General features: G+C 37.9%; 21 protein-coding genes and 1 other annotated feature. All 21 genes read left to right on the forward strand.

Annotated elements, in window-relative coordinates:
• Positions 1 to 59 precede the first annotated feature (59 nt).
• Entirely contained in the window at positions 60 to 233 is a 174-nt protein-coding gene (gene rpsU, locus V7161_RS15315) for a 30S ribosomal protein S21 (RefSeq protein WP_007087607.1), read from the forward strand.
• A gap of 14 nt (positions 234 to 247) precedes the next feature.
• Positions 248 to 694: a GatB/YqeY domain-containing protein gene (locus V7161_RS15320; protein WP_335713856.1), complete on the forward strand. Its 447-nt coding sequence runs from the start codon at positions 248 to 250 to the stop codon at positions 692 to 694.
• 127 nt (positions 695 to 821) lie between these two features.
• Entirely contained in the window at positions 822 to 1,457 is a 636-nt protein-coding gene (locus tag V7161_RS15325) for an NfeD family protein (RefSeq protein ID WP_335713857.1), read from the forward strand.
• Positions 1,458 to 1,473: 16 nt separating this feature from the next.
• On the forward strand, positions 1,474 to 2,463 hold the full coding sequence (floA, locus tag V7161_RS15330) for a flotillin-like protein FloA (protein WP_335713858.1): 990 nt from the start codon (positions 1,474 to 1,476) through the stop codon (positions 2,461 to 2,463).
• Positions 2,464 to 2,484: 21 nt separating this feature from the next.
• Positions 2,485 to 2,949, forward strand: a complete 465-nt coding sequence (locus V7161_RS15335) for a hypothetical protein (RefSeq protein ID WP_335713859.1) — start codon at positions 2,485 to 2,487, stop codon at positions 2,947 to 2,949.
• A gap of 81 nt (positions 2,950 to 3,030) precedes the next feature.
• Positions 3,031 to 3,333: a sporulation protein YqfC gene (gene yqfC / locus V7161_RS15340; protein WP_223591321.1), complete on the forward strand. Its 303-nt coding sequence runs from the start codon at positions 3,031 to 3,033 to the stop codon at positions 3,331 to 3,333.
• Positions 3,330 to 4,526, forward strand: a complete 1,197-nt coding sequence (yqfD, locus tag V7161_RS15345) for a sporulation protein YqfD (RefSeq protein ID WP_335713860.1) — start codon at positions 3,330 to 3,332, stop codon at positions 4,524 to 4,526. Before yqfC ends, yqfD begins: the two co-directional genes overlap by 4 nt.
• Complete coding sequence (locus V7161_RS15350; protein WP_335713861.1) at positions 4,523 to 5,491, forward strand: PhoH family protein; 969 nt, start codon at positions 4,523 to 4,525, stop codon at positions 5,489 to 5,491. Before yqfD ends, V7161_RS15350 begins: the two co-directional genes overlap by 4 nt.
• 171 nt (positions 5,492 to 5,662) lie before the next feature.
• Positions 5,663 to 7,834, forward strand: a complete 2,172-nt coding sequence (locus V7161_RS15355) for an HD family phosphohydrolase (protein ID WP_335713862.1) — start codon at positions 5,663 to 5,665, stop codon at positions 7,832 to 7,834.
• Positions 7,831 to 8,301 (forward strand): rRNA maturation RNase YbeY, encoded by a 471-nt coding sequence (gene ybeY / locus V7161_RS15360; protein WP_223591325.1) that lies wholly within the window; start codon positions 7,831 to 7,833, stop codon positions 8,299 to 8,301. The genes V7161_RS15355 and ybeY overlap by 4 nt, the downstream gene beginning before the upstream one ends.
• Complete coding sequence (locus V7161_RS15365) at positions 8,279 to 8,665, forward strand: diacylglycerol kinase family protein (protein ID WP_335713863.1); 387 nt, start codon at positions 8,279 to 8,281, stop codon at positions 8,663 to 8,665. The genes ybeY and V7161_RS15365 overlap by 23 nt, the downstream gene beginning before the upstream one ends.
• A gap of 203 nt (positions 8,666 to 8,868) precedes the next feature.
• Entirely contained in the window at positions 8,869 to 9,267 is a 399-nt protein-coding gene (locus V7161_RS15370) for a cytidine deaminase (RefSeq protein WP_420491624.1), read from the forward strand.
• Entirely contained in the window at positions 9,260 to 10,192 is a 933-nt protein-coding gene (gene era / locus V7161_RS15375; protein WP_335713864.1) for a GTPase Era, read from the forward strand. Before V7161_RS15370 ends, era begins: the two co-directional genes overlap by 8 nt.
• A gap of 160 nt (positions 10,193 to 10,352) precedes the next feature.
• On the forward strand, positions 10,353 to 10,496 hold the full coding sequence (locus V7161_RS15380) for a YqzL family protein (RefSeq protein ID WP_335713865.1): 144 nt from the start codon (positions 10,353 to 10,355) through the stop codon (positions 10,494 to 10,496).
• 34 nt (positions 10,497 to 10,530) lie between these two features.
• The gene (gene recO, locus V7161_RS15385) at positions 10,531 to 11,283 is read left to right on the forward strand and encodes a DNA repair protein RecO (RefSeq protein WP_335713866.1); all 753 of its coding nucleotides are present in this window, start codon (positions 10,531 to 10,533) and stop codon (positions 11,281 to 11,283) included.
• A 49-nt stretch (positions 11,284 to 11,332) separates the two neighbouring features.
• Positions 11,333 to 11,518: a binding site (T-box leader), on the forward strand.
• 65 nt (positions 11,519 to 11,583) lie between these two features.
• A complete protein-coding gene (locus tag V7161_RS15390; RefSeq protein ID WP_335713867.1) occupies positions 11,584 to 12,966 on the forward strand; it encodes a glycine--tRNA ligase in 1,383 nt (460 codons plus the stop codon).
• 210 nt (positions 12,967 to 13,176) lie between these two features.
• The gene (locus tag V7161_RS15395) at positions 13,177 to 13,818 is read left to right on the forward strand and encodes a helix-turn-helix transcriptional regulator (protein WP_263297768.1); all 642 of its coding nucleotides are present in this window, start codon (positions 13,177 to 13,179) and stop codon (positions 13,816 to 13,818) included.
• 22 nt (positions 13,819 to 13,840) lie between these two features.
• Complete coding sequence (locus V7161_RS15400; RefSeq protein WP_335713868.1) at positions 13,841 to 14,650, forward strand: pyruvate, water dikinase regulatory protein; 810 nt, start codon at positions 13,841 to 13,843, stop codon at positions 14,648 to 14,650.
• A 380-nt stretch (positions 14,651 to 15,030) separates the two neighbouring features.
• A complete protein-coding gene (locus tag V7161_RS15405; RefSeq protein WP_335713874.1) occupies positions 15,031 to 15,153 on the forward strand; it encodes a DUF188 domain-containing protein in 123 nt (40 codons plus the stop codon).
• A gap of 85 nt (positions 15,154 to 15,238) precedes the next feature.
• On the forward strand, positions 15,239 to 17,047 hold the full coding sequence (dnaG, locus tag V7161_RS15410; RefSeq protein WP_335713869.1) for a DNA primase: 1,809 nt from the start codon (positions 15,239 to 15,241) through the stop codon (positions 17,045 to 17,047).
• A gap of 42 nt (positions 17,048 to 17,089) precedes the next feature.
• Entirely contained in the window at positions 17,090 to 18,220 is a 1,131-nt protein-coding gene (rpoD, locus tag V7161_RS15415) for an RNA polymerase sigma factor RpoD (RefSeq protein ID WP_335713870.1), read from the forward strand.
• Positions 18,221 to 18,365 lie beyond the last annotated feature (145 nt).

Consider the following 18,365-nt stretch of genomic DNA (forward strand, 5'->3'; position numbering starts at 1 on the left):
AATTGCAAGGTACATGGATTGAATGTAAGTGTGTTGTGTTTCGGAGGGAGGGAAAGAGAATGTCTAAAACCGTCGTTCGTAAAAACGAATCGCTTGAAGATGCTCTTCGTCGCTTCAAACGTACAGTATCAAAAACTGGTACTTTGCAAGAGGCAAGAAAGCGCGAATTCTACGAAAAGCCAAGTGTAAAACGTAAGAAAAAGTCTGAAGCAGCAAGAAAACGTAAGTTTTAAGAGAGGGTGTAATCATGAGTCTTCTCGAGCGTTTAAATAATGACATGAAACAAGCGATGAAAAACAAGGAAAAAGACAAACTCTCTGTTATTCGGATGGTTAAATCTTCATTGCAAAATGAAGCCATTAAGCTTGGAGTAAAAGAACTATCCGAAGATGTGGAGTTAACGGTCCTTTCTCGCGAAGTAAAACAACGCAAAGACTCCCTCCATGAATTTGATAAGGCTGGTCGTGAAGACCTAGTTGAAAAATTGCGTGCAGAACTAGCAGTTGTCGAGCTGTATTTACCGAAACAGCTTTCTGAAGAAGAGCTGTCAGAAATTGTAACACAAACGATTTCTGAAGTCGGCGCAAAATCAAAAGCGGATATGGGAAAAGTGATGGCTGCGATTATGCCTAAAGTAAAGGGCAAGGCAGATGGATCACTTGTAAATAAATTTGTACAACAACACCTTTCATAAGTATTCTGACATTAAGACCACAAGCTCAAGAGCTTGTGGTCTTTTAATTTTATTAATAGTGAAACTTTTCTAACATACATACGTATTGATTAATAACGGCTATATAGAAAGAAAGGGGGCCCCAAGTATGATTGAGTTTCTTACTGACCCGATTGTGATTATTGTTCTTTTAACAATCGCGGGCGTTGGAATTGTTTTAGAGCTTTTTTCAGCGAAGTTTGGTGTGGCTGGCTTCATAGGTGTATTGGCACTGCTAATATTCTTTTATGCGCATTTCCAAGCGGGATATGCCGGATTCGGTACATTGATCTTATTTGCTGGAGGAATACTTCTAATCTTTTTGGAGTTTTTCCTGCCTGGAGCTATTTCAGGGACTTTGGGTGTCGCAGCCTTAATTTTAAGTCTCTTTTTAGCAGGGGAAAATGCCTTACAGATGGGAGTATCCATCTTAATCGCTATTTTCATTTCAATTCTTGTTTTCTTTTTGATGATTAAGATCTTTGGCAAAAAACTCGTCCTTTTTAATCGGATGGTTTTGTCAGAGTCGGCTAGAAAAGAGGATGGGTATGTTTCGAATATTAATCGTACCGATTTAATTGGTAAGGAGGGCATCGCTCTGACGATATTACGGCCTGCTGGAACAGTCATCATTCAGAATGAACGAATTGATGTCGTGAGTGAGGGCGGGTTTATTGAGCAAAATGCCCCCGTAAAAGTGATTAAAGTCGAAGGGGCCCGGATTGTCGTTAGGGAAATCGAATAATTAGGAGGTTTGGAAAATGGTCACAAATGGAACAATCTTTATTATTGCCCTTGTAGTTGTGGTCTTCATTTTTTTAGGAATTTTATTATCATTTGTCCCAGTAATGCTTTGGATATCAGCCCTTGCAGCAGGTGTCCGGATTAGCATTTTTACATTGGTCGGGATGCGCTTAAGAAGGGTAACCCCAAGCAAAGTGGTCAATCCGCTTATTAAAGCTCATAAAGCAGGTCTTAATGTTACGACTAATCAGCTTGAAAGCCATTATTTGGCCGGCGGAAACGTTGACCGAGTGGTGAATGCTCTTATAGCAGCACACCGGGCAAATATTGAATTAAGTTTCGAACGCTGTGCCGCGATTGACCTGGCTGGACGTGATGTTTTAGAAGCGGTGCAAATGAGTGTTAATCCAAAGGTGATTGAAACGCCATTTATTGCTGGTGTGGCGATGAATGGGATTGAAGTGAAAGCAAAAGCAAGAATTACCGTTAGAGCTAATATCGATCGACTCGTTGGTGGTGCAGGTGAAGAAACAGTAGTAGCCCGTGTAGGTGAAGGGGTTGTATCAACAATTGGTTCATCGGATAGCCATAGCAAGGTTTTAGAAAACCCGGATTTGATTTCTCAAACAGTTCTTTCTAAAGGTCTGGATGCTGGAACGGCCTTTGAAATCCTTTCAATTGATATCGCAGATGTAGATATCGGCAAGAATATTGGTGCAGAATTACAAACAGAACAAGCCGAAGCCGATAAGAAAATAGCTCAGGCAAAAGCAGAGGAACGCAGGGCAATGGCTGTGGCTCAAGAACAGGAAATGAAGGCAAAAGTTCAGGAAATGAGAGCGAAAGTAGTGGAAGCCGAAGCAGAAGTCCCTCTCGCGATGGCAGAAGCGCTTAAATCTGGAAATATTGGTGTGATGGATTATATGAACATTAAAAATATTTCGGCTGATACCGATATGAGGGGCTCCATCGGCAAAATTACAGGTGAGAAGAAAGACGACCGCTAAAAAAATAAAGGAGGCGGTAGTATGGAAACTTTAGTTTTTTTAATAATAATTGGGATTCTCTCCTCTATATTTGGCAAGAAAAAGGGGAAAAAGCTGCCAATAAAAAACAAATCATTTTCCATGAATACTTTATATGAGCTTAAAAACCTATTCCAGAATGAAACGGACCGAAGAATACATCCTGTTCAAGAGAAAAAGAATTCTCATCAGCCAAAAAAACAGGATGTAGAAAAAATTTATCAACAAATTAAACAGGAATCGGATGTCATCCAAAAAGGATTTACGAATCCAGCTAATCAAGGGCAACTAAAGAAAGAAAAAACTAAAGACCCTTTATATGCTGCTTTAGATAATGATGGTGAACCAGAATTTGAGACCCCTAATCCAAATTCAATCATCAACGGCATAATCTGGTCCGAAATCCTTGGAGAACCACGGTCGAGGAAACCATATTTCCCAAGGAAAAGGCAGGCTGAAACCGAATAAAACAATCCATCTTATTGGAGAAAAATGTGCTAGAACCCTATTTCATTTCATACATATGAGATGAAAGGGGGTTCTTTTTTTATGGCGAAAAAATGGGGCCAGAAAGTCCGAAATTGGATGGCTAAAAAAATGGATCTTCCTCAAGATGTCATGATGGATTTACCCCGTATCACTATGATTGGGCAGATTCATATTTATATAGAGAATCATCGCGGATTGCTTGCATACACAGACAAAGAACTCCGTCTGCTTTTAAAGCAAGGGCAATTATTGATAAAAGGAAAATCCTTCGTTATTAAAACGTTTTTACCTGAAGAGGTGTTACTCGAAGGGAAAATCGATCAGGTCATATATATAACTGATAATCCGGGAGGAGCAAAATGAAGAACCAGTGGATAGAATTTATATTTGGCAGAGTAACGGTAAAAGTCTCAGGAAAGGGGGTTGAACGTTTTTTAAATATTTTAGCCAGAAACGGTTTGCATATTTGGAATATTAAGAGGCATGGTACAGAGACCATTACCTTTAAAATGAGACTTGAGGATGCTAAGAACATCAGACACTTTGCGAGACATAGTGAGTGTAACATTTCCTTTTTGCAAAGGAGCGGCGTCCCTTTTCTTTTTAAAAGATTATTAAAAAATAGCGGATTTTTAATTGGGGCAGGAATTTTTCTGTTCATCCTTTTGCTTTTATCCAATGTCATATGGGGAATTGAGATAAAAGGAGCAAAACCGGCTACTGAATATCAGATTCGTAAAGAATTGGACAAGATGGGTGTAAAGATTGGTAAGCTCCAGTTTTTTGTCGATAATGTGGAAGGAATTCAAAGACGGTTAACCAATAATGTTGGCGACCTTACATGGGTTGGTGTGGAATTAAACGGGACAACCTACCACCTGCAAGTGGTGGAAAAAAACGAGCCGAAAAAGCAGAAACAATTATTACCACAGAACCTAATCGCGAAAAAGAAGGCTATCATTGTAAAAATGGATATAGAATATGGCCAAAAGGTTGTAGATAGGAATGATCATGTGGAGGCGGGACAACTATTAGTATCCGGAATAATCGGTGAGGATGGCCTAAAACCGGAATTAGTTTCAGCTCAAGGCGAGGTTTGGGGAGAAACCTGGTATAAAAGCCATGTAGAGCTCCCTTTTAAAACGAATTTTAATGTTTTTAATGGGAAAGAAAAACAAAAGTATTATCTTTCATTTGGGAAGTTAGAAGTCCCTATTTGGGGCTTTGGAGAACATGGCTTTAAAAAATTCGAAACGGAAAAGGATGTTCATAAAATTCATTTCTTAAAATGGGAGCTTCCTGTTTCCTATATTCATAAAACCATTCGGGAACGAGAAGAATTCACACGAACCTATACGAATGAAGAGGCTGAACAAAATGCACTGGAGCTGGCTAAAAAACAAATAAAAAGTCAATTAGATGAAGATGCTATCATTAAAGATGAAAAAATTTTACACAAAGCAATTAAAAATGGTAAGGTTATACTAGATATCCATTTTAAGATAATAGAAAACATTGCAGTCGGGGCACCGATTTCCAAGGAGACTCATGAATGACAGAAAAATTAACAACGATCAATGTACAGCTTGAAAATCCTGCAGAGGCAATTACGCTGCTAGGAAATTCTGATCAAAATTTAAAAATCATTGAGCAGGAGCTTGGCGTTTCGATCATCACCAGAGGTGAATCCGTAAGTTTGTCAGGTGATGAGGACAAGGTATCCTTGGCCGGGCAAATTCTAGATCGCTTGATGTTTGTCATCCGAAAGGGGATTAACATTAGCCAGCGGGATGTTGTCTATGCCATCGAAATGGCAAATAAGGGAACGCTCGATTATTTTGTAAATTTGTATGATGAAGAAATTGCTAAAAACGTAAAAGGGAAAACAATAAGAATTAAAACGCTGGGACAGCTGCAGTATGTTACCGCTATTAAGAAAAATGACTTGGTGTTTGGTATTGGCCCTGCTGGAACAGGGAAAACATACCTTGCCGTTGTGATGGCAGTCAATGCCCTTAAGAATGGGCAAGTAAATAAAATTATCTTAACGAGGCCAGCTGTTGAAGCGGGGGAAAGCCTCGGATTCCTTCCCGGAGATTTAAAAGAGAAGGTCGACCCTTACTTAAGACCTCTTTATGATGCTTTGCATGACGTATTAGGTGCAGAACATACACAAAGGTTAATTGAGCGCGGAACGATTGAAATTGCTCCATTAGCCTATATGAGAGGGCGTACATTAGATGATGCCTTTGTTATTTTAGACGAGGCTCAGAATACCACTCACGCACAAATGAAAATGTTTTTAACCAGATTGGGCTTTGGATCTAAAATGGTTATTACCGGTGATCAAACACAAATTGATCTGCCCAAAGGAGCCAAATCCGGTTTAATTATGGCCGAAGAGATCCTCCTAAATGTAAAGGGACTATCCTTTGTCTTTTTAGAGCAGAGTGACGTTGTCCGTCATCCTCTGGTTGCAAAAATCATCGATGCTTATGAAAAAAAGGCCAAACAAAACTAATCCACTCGTTAAAGGGATGCACCGGTAAAGGTTTATCCCTTTTTGATTTTATTAAAAGATGAAACTTGACAGAAAAACTGTTATCATTTTACATAACGTGTACTTTTAACTAAATTCAGTTGAAAACTCATTGAAACAGAATTTTCATTGGCCGTGGTTGGAGGGATTGGGTTGGATAAACTGCAGCAATACTTCATACGGATAAGGAAGCTGCTCGATATAACCTTTTTTCGAGTTCTATTTTTTCTGGTTTTAGGGGCTTTGTTATATACCGCCCTGTTTAGTAATGTAAAGCCTGAAAAAGTGGATTTAAGCTTGTTTTCTGTTGCTGAAAAAACTATTCGTTCCCCAGGGACCGTTGAGGACAAGAAATCTACTGAAAACAAACGAAAAGATGCTCTTGATCAAGTTCAGGATGTATATGCCTTAAAAAAGGAATATACGCAAAACCGAGTGGATTTAATTACTTCTATCTTCCAATCCGCAATTGAAGTAGATGATGAAGTTAAGGATGAAATGAAGAAACAAGAAGCGGCAGCCACTGACGAGCAGCCTGCCAATTCAGAACCTAGTGTTGAAGAAAAAGTAACAAGATTAAAAGGGAAATTAACTCCTAATGTGACTAAGGATCTTTCTGATCAAGTTTTTTCTGCTTTAGTACAAGCTGGGCACGATGAGTTATCGATTGCAAAGGATTTGACCGTTACAGCCATTAATAATGTGATGAATAATAGAATTTCTGCTGATGACGTTGAAAATGCAAAGAAAAGAGTGGAAGAGGAACTAAAATTTTCGGCTTTGAACGATAATTTACGGCTTGCTGCTATCGAACTGGGAAGATATGCGGTCATTCAAAATGAATTTTATGATCCTGTTGCGACAGAGGAGCTAAGACAGCAGGCAGCAGAAAGTGTAGAGCCTGTAAAAATTCTTCAAGGGCAAATTATTGTGGAAGAGGGCGAACTGATAAACCAGGATATTTATCGACAATTAAAGCTCGTGGGTTTAATTAATAATGAAAAATCCTTTAAACCATACATTGGTCTAATGGTATTAATTGCGATTATTCTTTCTGGCATCTATTATTATTTTTATCAAATGAAAATTGCACCGGATAAAAGACAAACCTATTTGTTATTGTACGGAATGATTTTCACTCTTTCGATTTTTATTTTGAAAATTATTAGCATGCTCCAAGTATATAATTATTCTTGGATTGGCTATCTATTCCCTGCTGCAATGGGGGGAATGCTGATTAAAATATTAATTGATGAAAAGCTAGCAATCCTGATGGCGATTATTTTTGCTGTTTGCGGAAGCATTTTATTTAATGAGGGTGTGACTGGCTCACTTAACTTTTCGGTGGGAATTTATATTCTCTTTAGTGCTTTAGCGGGAATCCTGTTTTTGACAAATCAAAATCAGCGCTCAAAAATTCTCCAAGCTGGTTCGTTTGCAGCCATTGTCAATTTATTGACTATTTTAGCTTTGATGTATATACCAAATGGCCGATTTACCGGACTGGAATATGGGTACTATTTTATTACGGCCCTAATTTCAGGAATTGGTTCAGCCGTACTGACGATTGGTTTACTTCCGTTCTTTGAAACAAGTTTTGGAATTTTGTCGACTATGCGGTTAATTGAATTATCTAATCCCAATCATCCACTCCTTAGAAAGATTTTAATGGAGGCACCAGGTACATATCATCATAGTGTGATGGTCGCTAACTTATCAGAATCTGCCTGTGAAGCAATAGGTGCAAATGGCCTATTAGCAAGAGTCGGAAGCTATTATCATGATATTGGTAAAACCAAAAGGCCAAACTTCTTTATAGAAAATCAAATGCATCATGACAATCCCCATGATCGTTTGCCGCCGGAAAAAAGTGCACAAATCATTATTGCCCATGTCATTGATGGTTCAAATATTTTGAGGAAATACCATATGCCAAAAGAACTTATTGATATCGCCGAGCAGCATCATGGTACAACGCTATTGAAATTTTTTTATCATAAGGCGAATCAAAATGGTGAAGAGATAAAGGAAGAGGAATTTCGTTATCCTGGCCCTAAAGCTCAGACAAAAGAATCTGCTGTTGTTGGCATCGCGGACAGCGTGGAAGCGGCTGTCCGCTCTTTATCACAACCTACGCCGGAAATAATTGAGTCGTTAGTCAAAAAAATAGTTGCCGACCGACTGCAGGATGGCCAGTTAAATGAATGTGATATCACAATGAAGGAGATTGAAATTGTTTCCCACACTCTATGTGAAACATTGAAGGGAATTTTCCATTCCAGGATCGAATATCCAGAAATGAATAAGAAGGTGAAGCAAGCATGACATTACTTATTGATAGTGTTGATGAAACGAATGAATTATCAGACGAGCAAATGCTTGAAATTGAGAGACTAATAAATTTTGCGGCTAATAAACAAAACATTGAAGAACATAGTGAAGTATCCGTCACTTTTGTTTCAAATGAGCGAATTCATGAAATTAACCGTGAATATAGGGATAAGGATGCTCCAACGGATGTTATCTCTTTCGCGATGGAGGAGATGGGAGAAGGTGAAGTCGCTTTGATTGGGGCTGATATGCCTCGTGTGTTAGGAGATATCATCATCTCAGTTCCAAAAGCAAAAGAGCAGGCAGAAGAATATGGACACGATTTTTTGCGCGAGCTTGGCTTTTTAGCTGTGCATGGATTCTTGCACTTATTGGGTTATGACCATATGACCGAGGAAGAAGAAAAAGAAATGTTCACCCTGCAAAAGGATATTTTAAATGAGTATGGACTCATTAGATAAGAAAAAGATTATTCCATTAATTCGGTCATTTACCTATGCGATTACTGGAATCTTGACTGCTCTTAAATCGGAGCGAAATATGCGGATTCATGCTGTTAGCTCGATAGTTGTTTTATTCTTTTCGTATTTCTTTTCTATTACAAAGATCGAGTGGTTGTTTGTTCTTATTTCAATAGGCGGCATGTTTGCGCTTGAGCTAATGAATACCGCAATAGAACGGGTTGTTGACTTGGCAACCTTAGAATATCACCCACTGGCAAAACAAGCGAAAGATTTGGCAGCAGGAGCAGTTTTTGTGTATGCTATACTTTCGGTCATTATTGGGATAGTAATCTTTTTACCGTATTTATTTAGTCTTTTTTAACTATCGAGGGACGGATTTGAAAAGGGAATTTTATTTCGGTAAAATGACTAATCAACAAGAAATTTTTAAGACAAATACATTTATGAGAAAATTCTAACTTTTTAAAATTTTTTATTACTTTTTATTTACAACTAATGATTTTCTCTGATTTTTAATGTAAAATAAAGACACAGCAGGTTTCTGCTGGAAAGGAAGAAAAACTAGTGAACATTGTTCAACTAATTGAAGAAGCAAAAAATGCAAGAGAAAAAGCCTATGTTCCTTATTCAAAGTTTGGAGTAGGAGCAGCATTATTAACAACAGATGGAAAAGTATATAAGGGCTGTAATATAGAGAATGCTGCCTATAGTATGTGTAACTGCGCAGAACGAACTGCCCTTTTTAAAGCGCTTTCAGAAGGGGATAGGGATTTTCAAATGCTGGCTGTTGTTGCCGATACTGAACGGCCTTGTTCTCCATGCGGGGCATGCAGGCAGGTTATTTCGGAATTATGCCCAAAAGAGATGAAAGTGGTTTTAACAAATCTAAAAGGTGATATTCAAGAAATGACTGTCGAAGATTTATTGCCTGGCGCTTTTTCACCGGAGGATCTGCATGCATAATAATCAAAATAATACCATTACAAATAAAGGCTATAAATCTGGATTTATTTCGATTATTGGCCGGCCTAATGTCGGAAAATCAACGTTTCTCAATCGGGTGATTGGTCAAAAAATTGCTATTATGAGCGATAAGCCGCAGACAACCCGCAACAAGATTCAAGGCGTCCTTACACTTTCAGACACCCAAATGGTTTTTATTGATACACCAGGTATTCATAAACCAAAACACAAATTGGGCGATTTTATGATGAAAGTTGCGCAAAATACATTAAAAGAAGTTGATTTAATTCTTTTTATGGTAAATGCTGAAGAGGGATTTGGCCGTGGTGAAGAATTTATCCTTGAAAAGTTTCAAACCGTAAGCACTCCAATCTTTCTTGTAATAAATAAAATTGATCAAATTCATCCTGATGATTTATTGCCGATTATTGAATCGTATAAGGAAAAATACAACTTTGAAGAAATAGTGCCAATATCTGCACTAGAAGGTAATAATGTAGAGCGTTTGCTTACGCAAATTAAATCCTTTTTACCTGAAGGGCCGCAATACTATCCGGCAGACCAAGTTACAGATCATCCGGAACGATTCATCATTACTGAACTAATCAGGGAAAAAGCACTTCACCTGACTAGAGAAGAAATTCCACACTCCTTAGCTGTTGTATTAGACAAAATGGAGCGTCAAGAAGGTAAGGATATAATTCATGTCATGGCAACGGTCATTGTGGAAAGGGATTCACAGAAAGGTATTATCATTGGAAAAAAAGGCAGCATGTTAAAGGAAATCGGAAAGCGGGCTCGCGTAGATATTGAAAATCTTCTAGGGTCTAAGGTGTTTTTAGAATTATGGGTAAAGGTTCAGAAAGACTGGCGCAACAAGATGTCCCAGCTTCGTGATTATGGCTTTAATGAAGATGAATACTGATGAATAACCCTAACTAAAATATTAATCAATTGACAAGATTATGCATGGACAACATTAACAATTTTTTCGTCTTATGATTTTTGCGCAGGCAGGCTATGATAAATGTAAGGTTTGGGATTGAACTTTAGGCTAGTCTAAATAATGAAAGGTGGGGTTTTCGATGATGGATTTTACGTGGAAAGTATTTACCCAGACAGGGAATATTGACACATATCTTCTCTTTAAAGAGCTTGAGAAGGAAAACCAAGAAATACCCGGTAATCTTGATGAAGAGCTAGCACAAATAGATTTTCCCGTTTCATAAGCAAGTCTTTCGCGCTCTTTAGAAGGTGACATTTATGCTTCAGAAGTGTGAAGGCATCGTCATTAGAACAACAGATTATGGTGAAACAAATAAAATTGTAACAATATATACGAGGGAATGGGGAAAGGTTGGCGTAATGGCTAGAGGTGCAAAGAAGCCAAATAGCCGCCTTTCTTCCATTACCCAGCTTTTCACTCATGGTTATTTTCTAGTTCAAAAAGGTTCTGGATTAGGCAGCATGCAACAGGGTGAAATGATTTCTTCCATGCGTTCCATTGGCGAGGATATTTTCTTAACTGCTTATGCTAGTTATATTGTCGAATTAACTGATAAATGTACAGAGGAAAAGAAGCCTAATCCTTTTCATTTTGAACTGCTTTATCAAACACTCAATTTTATGAATGAAGGTTATGACCCGGATATTCTTATGAATATTTATGAAATGAAAATGTTAAATGTGATGGGGTTGTATCCGGTGTTAAATCAATGTTCCGTTTGCGGCAGTACAGACGGGCATTTTTCTTTTTCCATTCGTGAAGGCGGATTTATTTGCCACCGATGCCTTGAAAAAGATCCGTACCATTTTAAATTATCACCAGCGGCAGTGAAATTATTACGGCTATTTTATTATTTTGATCTTTCTAGGTTAGGGAATATTTCTGTAAAAGAAGAAACGAAAGCAGAATTAAAAAATGTCATTACCGCTTATTATGAAGAATATTCTGGTCTGCATCTTAAAACCAAGAAGTTTCTCAATTCTATGGCCCAATTTCGCAATTTATTATAGTTTCTGTTGACATTTTTTCTACTTTTAGTTAATATTTTCTTTAAAATTAATAATTGCGTTGATGGAGAGTAGTACTTAGTAAGCTCTATAGAAGCGAACCTAGGACAGTGGAAGCTAGGGTATAGGGCACTAACGAAGGCGTTCCTGAGCAATCATGTGTTGATCAACACATTTTAAGGAGGCTGCTAATTTAGCAGCAAATAGGGTGGAACCGCGGGTAACTCTCGTCCCTATGCTTATTGTAAGCATAGGGTCGGGAGTTTTTTATTTGCAGAAAAAACTATTAAAGGAGCTTTTAAAATGAAAGTAACAATGGAGCAAATTGTATCGCACGCAAAACACAGAGGATTTATTTTTCCAGGATCAGAAATCTACGGCGGATTAGCAAACACTTGGGATTACGGCCCATTAGGCGTTGAATTTAAAAATAATATCAAGCAGGCATGGTGGAAAAAGTTTGTTCAAGAGTCACCATACAACGTTGGTTTGGACGCAAGTATCTTGATGAACCCGCGGACTTGGGAAGCATCTGGACACATCGGTAACTTTAATGACCCAATGATTGACTGTAAAAATTGTAAAGCCCGTCACCGAGCTGATAAATTAATTGAAAATGCCCTTGAAGAAAAAGGAATCGAAATGGTTGTAGACGGACTGCCTTTTTCAAAAATGGAAGAGCTGGTAAAAGAGCATAATATCGCCTGTCCAGACTGCGGAAGCCATGACTTTACTGGAATTCGCCAATTCAATCTTATGTTTAAAACCTTCCAAGGTGTGACTGAATCAAGCACGAATGAAATTTTCTTACGCCCAGAGACTGCTCAAGGAATTTTTGTTAACTTTAAAAATGTGCAGCGGACAATGAGAAAGAAGCTGCCATTTGGTATCGCGCAAATAGGAAAAAGCTTCCGCAATGAGATTACACCAGGTAATTTTACATTCCGAACAAGAGAATTCGAACAGATGGAGCTTGAGTTTTTCTGTAAGCCTGGTGAGGAATTAAAGTGGTTTGACTATTGGAAGCAATTTGCTGAACAATGGCTGCTTTCCTTAGGGCTTAATAAAGAAAATTTAAGACTTAGAGATCACTCTGATGATGAACTTTCTCATTACAGTAATGCTACAACCGATTTTGAATTTAAATTCCCATTTGGATGGGGAGAGTTATGGGGTGTGGCTTCAAGAACGGATTATGATTTGAAACAACATATGGAATTCTCAGGAGAAGATTTCAACTATATTGATCCTGAAACAAATGAAAGATATATTCCGTTCTGTATTGAGCCATCTTTAGGTGCAGACCGTGTAACTTTAGCTTTCTTAATCGATGCTTATGATGAAGAACAGCTTGAAGACGGCACAACAAGAACAGTCATGCATTTTCATCCGGCATTAGCTCCATTTAAGGCAGCGGTATTACCGTTATCGAAAAAATTATCGGATGAGGCGAGAGAGGTTTTTGCTGCATTATCTAAGCATTTTTCAGTGGATTACGATGAAGCGGGATCAATTGGTAAACGATATCGCCGTCATGATGAAATTGGAACACCGTTCTGTATCACTTATGACTTTGATTCCAAAGAAGATCAAATGGTAACAGTGCGAAACCGTGACACAATGGAGCAAACACGTATTCCGATTTCAGAACTTGTCAGCTTCCTACAGGAGAAAATGGTGTTCTAAAAAAAGGCCTTGTTAAATACAATTGTTGATCTTTTTAACCTGTTGATTGGAGCGGAAAGCGAAGCGCTGAAGTGCAACTCAACAGCCAAGTTTAACATAGCCAAATTAAAAGGTGCGGGCCTCCGCACCTTTAATGTATATTTTAACCACTGTATTAATTTCAAAAGAAAATTAACTAGTATATAATATTGTTATAAAAGTATAACGATTATGTATAAGGTGGTGAGCACAATCGAACTGACTAAGCGCCAGGAACATATTCTGCAAATAGTAAAGGAAAAAGGACCGATAACAGGGGAGCATATCGCCGATCAATTAAGCTTGACAAGAGCCACATTAAGACCTGACCTCGCCATTTTAACAATGGCAGGCTATTTAGATGCCAGACCGCGAGTCGGATATTTTTATACTGGGAAATCTGGAGCACAGCTGCTGACTGAAAATTTGCAAAAAATTTATGTTAAGGATTATCAGTCCATTCCTGTTGTGGTAAGCGAAAATGTTTCAGTCTATGATGCTATTTGCACAATGTTCCTTGAAGATGTGGGAACATTATTTGTAGTGGACCATAACTCCTCATTAGTTGGGGTACTATCGAGAAAAGATTTGCTTCGGGCAAGTATCGGAAAACAAGAGCTTTCCACCATCCCGGTTAATATTATCATGACTAGAATGCCGAATATTACCATGTGTGAACGTGATGATCTTTTAATCGATATTGCTAAAAAATTAATTGAAAAACAAATTGATGCCTTACCAGTAGTTAGAAAATCCGATAAAGGATTTGAAGTAATCGGCCGAATAACGAAAACAAACATAACAAAGGCTTTTGTTACATTAGGTGACGAATAAAAAGAGGGGTGGATTTGGAAGAATGAGTATGCCAATCATTTACGTGGTTTCTGATTCCGTCGGGGAGACAGCGGAATTAGTGACGAAAGCGGCAATTAGCCAATTTAATGGATCCGGAATGACATTAAAGAGGTTCCCGTATGTTGAAGACAAGGAACATATCGATGAGGTGCTCTCACTTGTTGCGCTCGATAAAGGAATGGTTGCTTTTACTTTAGTCAAACCAGAAATGCGTACATATATAACAGAAAGGGCATCTGCGGAAGGGATTATTGCTGTTGATTTAATTGGCCCAATTATGGATCAAATTCAATCCTTTAGCGGAAAGACTCCACTGTGTGAACCAGGCCTTGTTAGGAAACTTGATGAGGATTATTTTAAAAAGGTAGAAGCAATTGAATTTGCAGTAAAGTATGATGATGGGCGTGATCCTAGGGGCATCCTAAAAGCGGATATTGTCTTAATTGGTGTATCGAGAACTTCAAAAACTCCGCTATCACAGTACTTAGCACATAAACGTTTAAAAGTGGCCAATGTGCCTCTTGTACCAGAGGTAGACCCTCCTGAAGAGCTATACAGGGTACCCGTTGAAAAATGCTTTGGCTTAAAAATCAGCCCGGAAAAATTAAACAATATTAGAAGAGAACGATTGATTTCATTGGGTTTAAACGATAAGGCAAGCTATGCAAATATTGATCGGATTAAAGAGGAATTGACCTTTTTTGACACAGTCATGAAAAAAATTCATTGCCCTGTGATTGATGTTACCAATAAAGCTGTTGAAGAAACGGCCAATATTATTTTAAATTATATTCAAAAAGGCAGACCCTGACACATAGTCATAAGATTATGTGTTTTTTATTGAAAAAAGAAAATAAAAAAGTTATGGCAAAATGATATTAATTGTACTATAATAAAAAATTGTGATAAAAATATACTTTTTAGGTTTAGACTTGCATGTGAACGAATAAACTATTTATTGTTAGATGTCAAGTAGGTCCCTATAAAATATCCTGAAAAAATTCGACATAAATCCTTTTTTATAAAATTAATAGCTAAAGAAGGAAAATGCAGAGTGATGTAGAATTAATACTAATATAAAAGGCATTTCAACTGATTTTGTCGATGCAGATTACTGCCCGGTAAAAGAGGAGATTGTCGAAATAGCTTCTAAATTTCTGCAAGTTCTTTTTATTGCTTCCTATGATCACCATGTTAGAAAGAAATTACATACTCAAATTGGAATATGTTGATTCTGGAAAGGAAGCTGAGAATTTATTCATTATGAATCATGCACAAACTGGGGACATAGTTATTACTCAGGATATTTCATGATGGAATTAGTAAGAAATTTGTCGAAATTTGCAGGAATTTAGTTATTCAACGTAGAATTTATGTAAGAACAAATGAGGTTGTTTCCATGGCGGATCGTATTGCCGAAGAAAAAATTGATCAAATTCGTCAAACAGTTGATATTGTTGAAATTATCAGCGATTATGTACAACTGAAAAAACAAGGGCGAAATTACTTCGGATTATGTCCTTTCCATGGTGAAAGCACACCATCATTTTCAGTATCACCCGACAAACAAATTTTCCATTGCTTTGGTTGTGGTGCTGGAGGAAATGTTTTTTCTTTTTTAATGGAGCTTGAGGGAATCTCTTTTCAAGAAGCTGCCATTAAGCTTGCTGCCAAAGGAAATATCGATCTTGATATCAATCTTGCAGGAGCTCGTGGCGAAAGAAAAATTGCAAAAGATTTGCAAGCTATGCTTGATGCTCATGAACTGTTAACTAAATTCTACCATCACTTGCTGGTAAATACAAAGGAAGGCCAGCATGCATTGGAATACTTGCTAGGCAGAGGATTTACCCGTGAATCGATTGATAAGTTCCAAATTGGTTATTCCTTAAATTCCTGGGATTTCGTTACGAAATTCCTATCAAAGCGGGATTTTGCACCTGACTGGATGGAAAGGGCAGGATTAATTATCAAACGTGAACGGGATGGGACGTATTTTGATCGGTTTAGAGATCGGATCATGTTTCCAATCTTTGATCGGAATGGAAATCCGATTGCCTTTTCTGGAAGATCTCTGGGATCTGATGAGCCTAAATATTTAAACAGTCCTGAAACGGCAATCTTTAATAAAAGCAAAATATTATACAATTATCATCAAGCAAAATCAAGCCTAAAAAAAATGCAGCAAGCTGTCCTTTTTGAGGGATTTGCTGATGTAATTGCTGCTGATCGATCTGGTGTGGAAAATGGCATCGCCACAATGGGGACTTCCCTAACAGATGATCATATCGCCCTCTTAAGGCAAAGTGTCCAGTCTGTAACCATCTGTTACGATTCCGATAAGGCCGGAATTGAGGCTGCCTACCGTGCAGGTAATCATCTTAACGAAGCTGGCTTTCAAATAAAAGTAGGCATGATGTCTGATGGTATGGACCCGGATGAATATATTAAAAAGTTTGGTCCTGATAAATTTCAAAAAGAAGTTATCGGTGCCAGTTTAACTTGGATGGCATTTAAGTTTATTTACTTTCGAAGGGGAAAAAATCTTCAGCTTGAAGGAGATAGACTTGCCTATATCGAAGAAATAATCAAAGAAATTAGCAAATTAACGAAGGCAGTTGAAAGGGATCATTATTTACGGCAGCTTGCAGCTGAATTTTCGCTTTCTTTAGATGCGTTAAGAGAACAGCAAAAGCAGATTTTCTTTTCAGAAAAAAGAAAGTCAACCGGGAAAAATGAGAATATCAGTAAGACAATCGTAATAAAAAGGCCCGTCGAGGAATTAAAGCCTGCTTATTACACTGCAGAAAGGCGCTTAATAGCCCATATGCTAAAAGACCGTGATGTTGCTTACAAGGTTCAGGAATTATTACAAGGTAACACGTTTAATATCGATGAACATCAGGCAATAATAACATATCTATTGGGATTTTATGAAAATCATTTAGAACCTGATTCGAGCGCATTTTTAACCTATATTCAAGATGAAAATCTTAGAAGAATGGTTGCTAATATTGAAATGATGTCGATAAATGATGAGTTAAGCAATCAAGAATTAACTGATTATATCAAACAGGTGTTGAATTATCAAAAATTGTTAAAAATAAAAGAAAAAGAATTAGAACTAAAAGAAGCTGAAAGACAGAGTGATTTTAGCAGAGCTGCTGTGATTGCAATTGAAATTAACCAATTGCGTAAATCGCTTTAAATAATATTATGTGTCTTTGATTCTGGAAGGAGGGACCCCCTTATGGCTGCAGAAAAATCAGCCCGTTCAAAAGAGACCGAAAATGAATTAACTCTTGAACAAGTGAAAGATCAATTAACAGAAATGGGCAAAAAAGTCGGCGTCCTGGCCTATGATGATATAGCCGAAAAAATGGCTAATTTTGAATTAGAATCTGATCAAATGCATGAATTTTATGATTTTCTAGGTGATCAGGGAATAGAATTAGTCGGTGAAAGTGACGAGGAAGACCCTAACATAAAGGATCTGTCCAAGGAAGATGATGAAGAATTTGATTTAAATGATTTAAGTGTTCCTCCAGGAGTAAAGATCAATGACCCAGTCCGCATGTATTTAAAGGAAATTGGCCGGGTTGATCTACTTTCCGCTAACGAGGAAAAAGAGTTGGCGCTTCGTATTGAGCAAGGTGACGAGGAAGCCAAACGCCGCCTTGCAGAGGCTAATCTAAGACTTGTTGTCAGCATCGCTAAACGGTATGTTGGCCGCGGGATGTTATTCCTTGATTTAATTCAGGAAGGAAATATGGGATTAATTAAGGCTGTAGAAAAATTTGATTATCAAAAAGGTTTTAAGTTCAGTACCTATGCTACATGGTGGATTCGTCAGGCGATTACGCGTGCGATCGCGGACCAAGCAAGAACGATTCGTATCCCAGTTCATATGGTAGAGACGATTAATAAGCTAATTCGGGTTCAGCGTCAATTACTTCAGGATCTTGGCCGCGAACCAACACCGGAAGAAATTGGTGAAGACATGGATTTAACACCGGATAAAGTAAGGGAAATTCTTAAAATTGCCCAAGAACCTGTTTCCTTAGAAACACCGATTGGTGAAGAGGATGATTCCCATCTTGGCGATTTTATTGAAGATCAGGATGCAACTTCCCCGTCAGAACATGCAGCATACGAGCTTTTAAAAGAGCAGCTCGAGGATGTGCTTGATACATTAACTGACCGTGAAGAAAATGTTCTTCGCCTTCGCTTTGGGTTAGATGATGGCCGAACTCGTACACTTGAAGAGGTTGGCAAGGTTTTCGGCGTAACCCGTGAGCGTATCCGTCAAATCGAAGCAAAAGCTCTAAGAAAATTACGTCATCCTAGCCGCAGCAAACGGTTAAAGGACTTTTTAGAATAAAAATATACTTTTAAATAGTTTACTTCTGAAGAGGAGTAAACTATTTTTTTGTATAAAAGGAAATGTAAGCACTTACTCTATTTTCATTTATTTTACTGAATTGTCTCTCATTTTGCAAATAGCCATCTATAAATTGGTATTGGGA

Source organism: Neobacillus drentensis (assembly GCF_036965425.1).
In the GTDB taxonomy this organism is placed as follows: domain Bacteria; phylum Bacillota; class Bacilli; order Bacillales; family Cytobacillaceae; genus Neobacillus; species Neobacillus drentensis_F.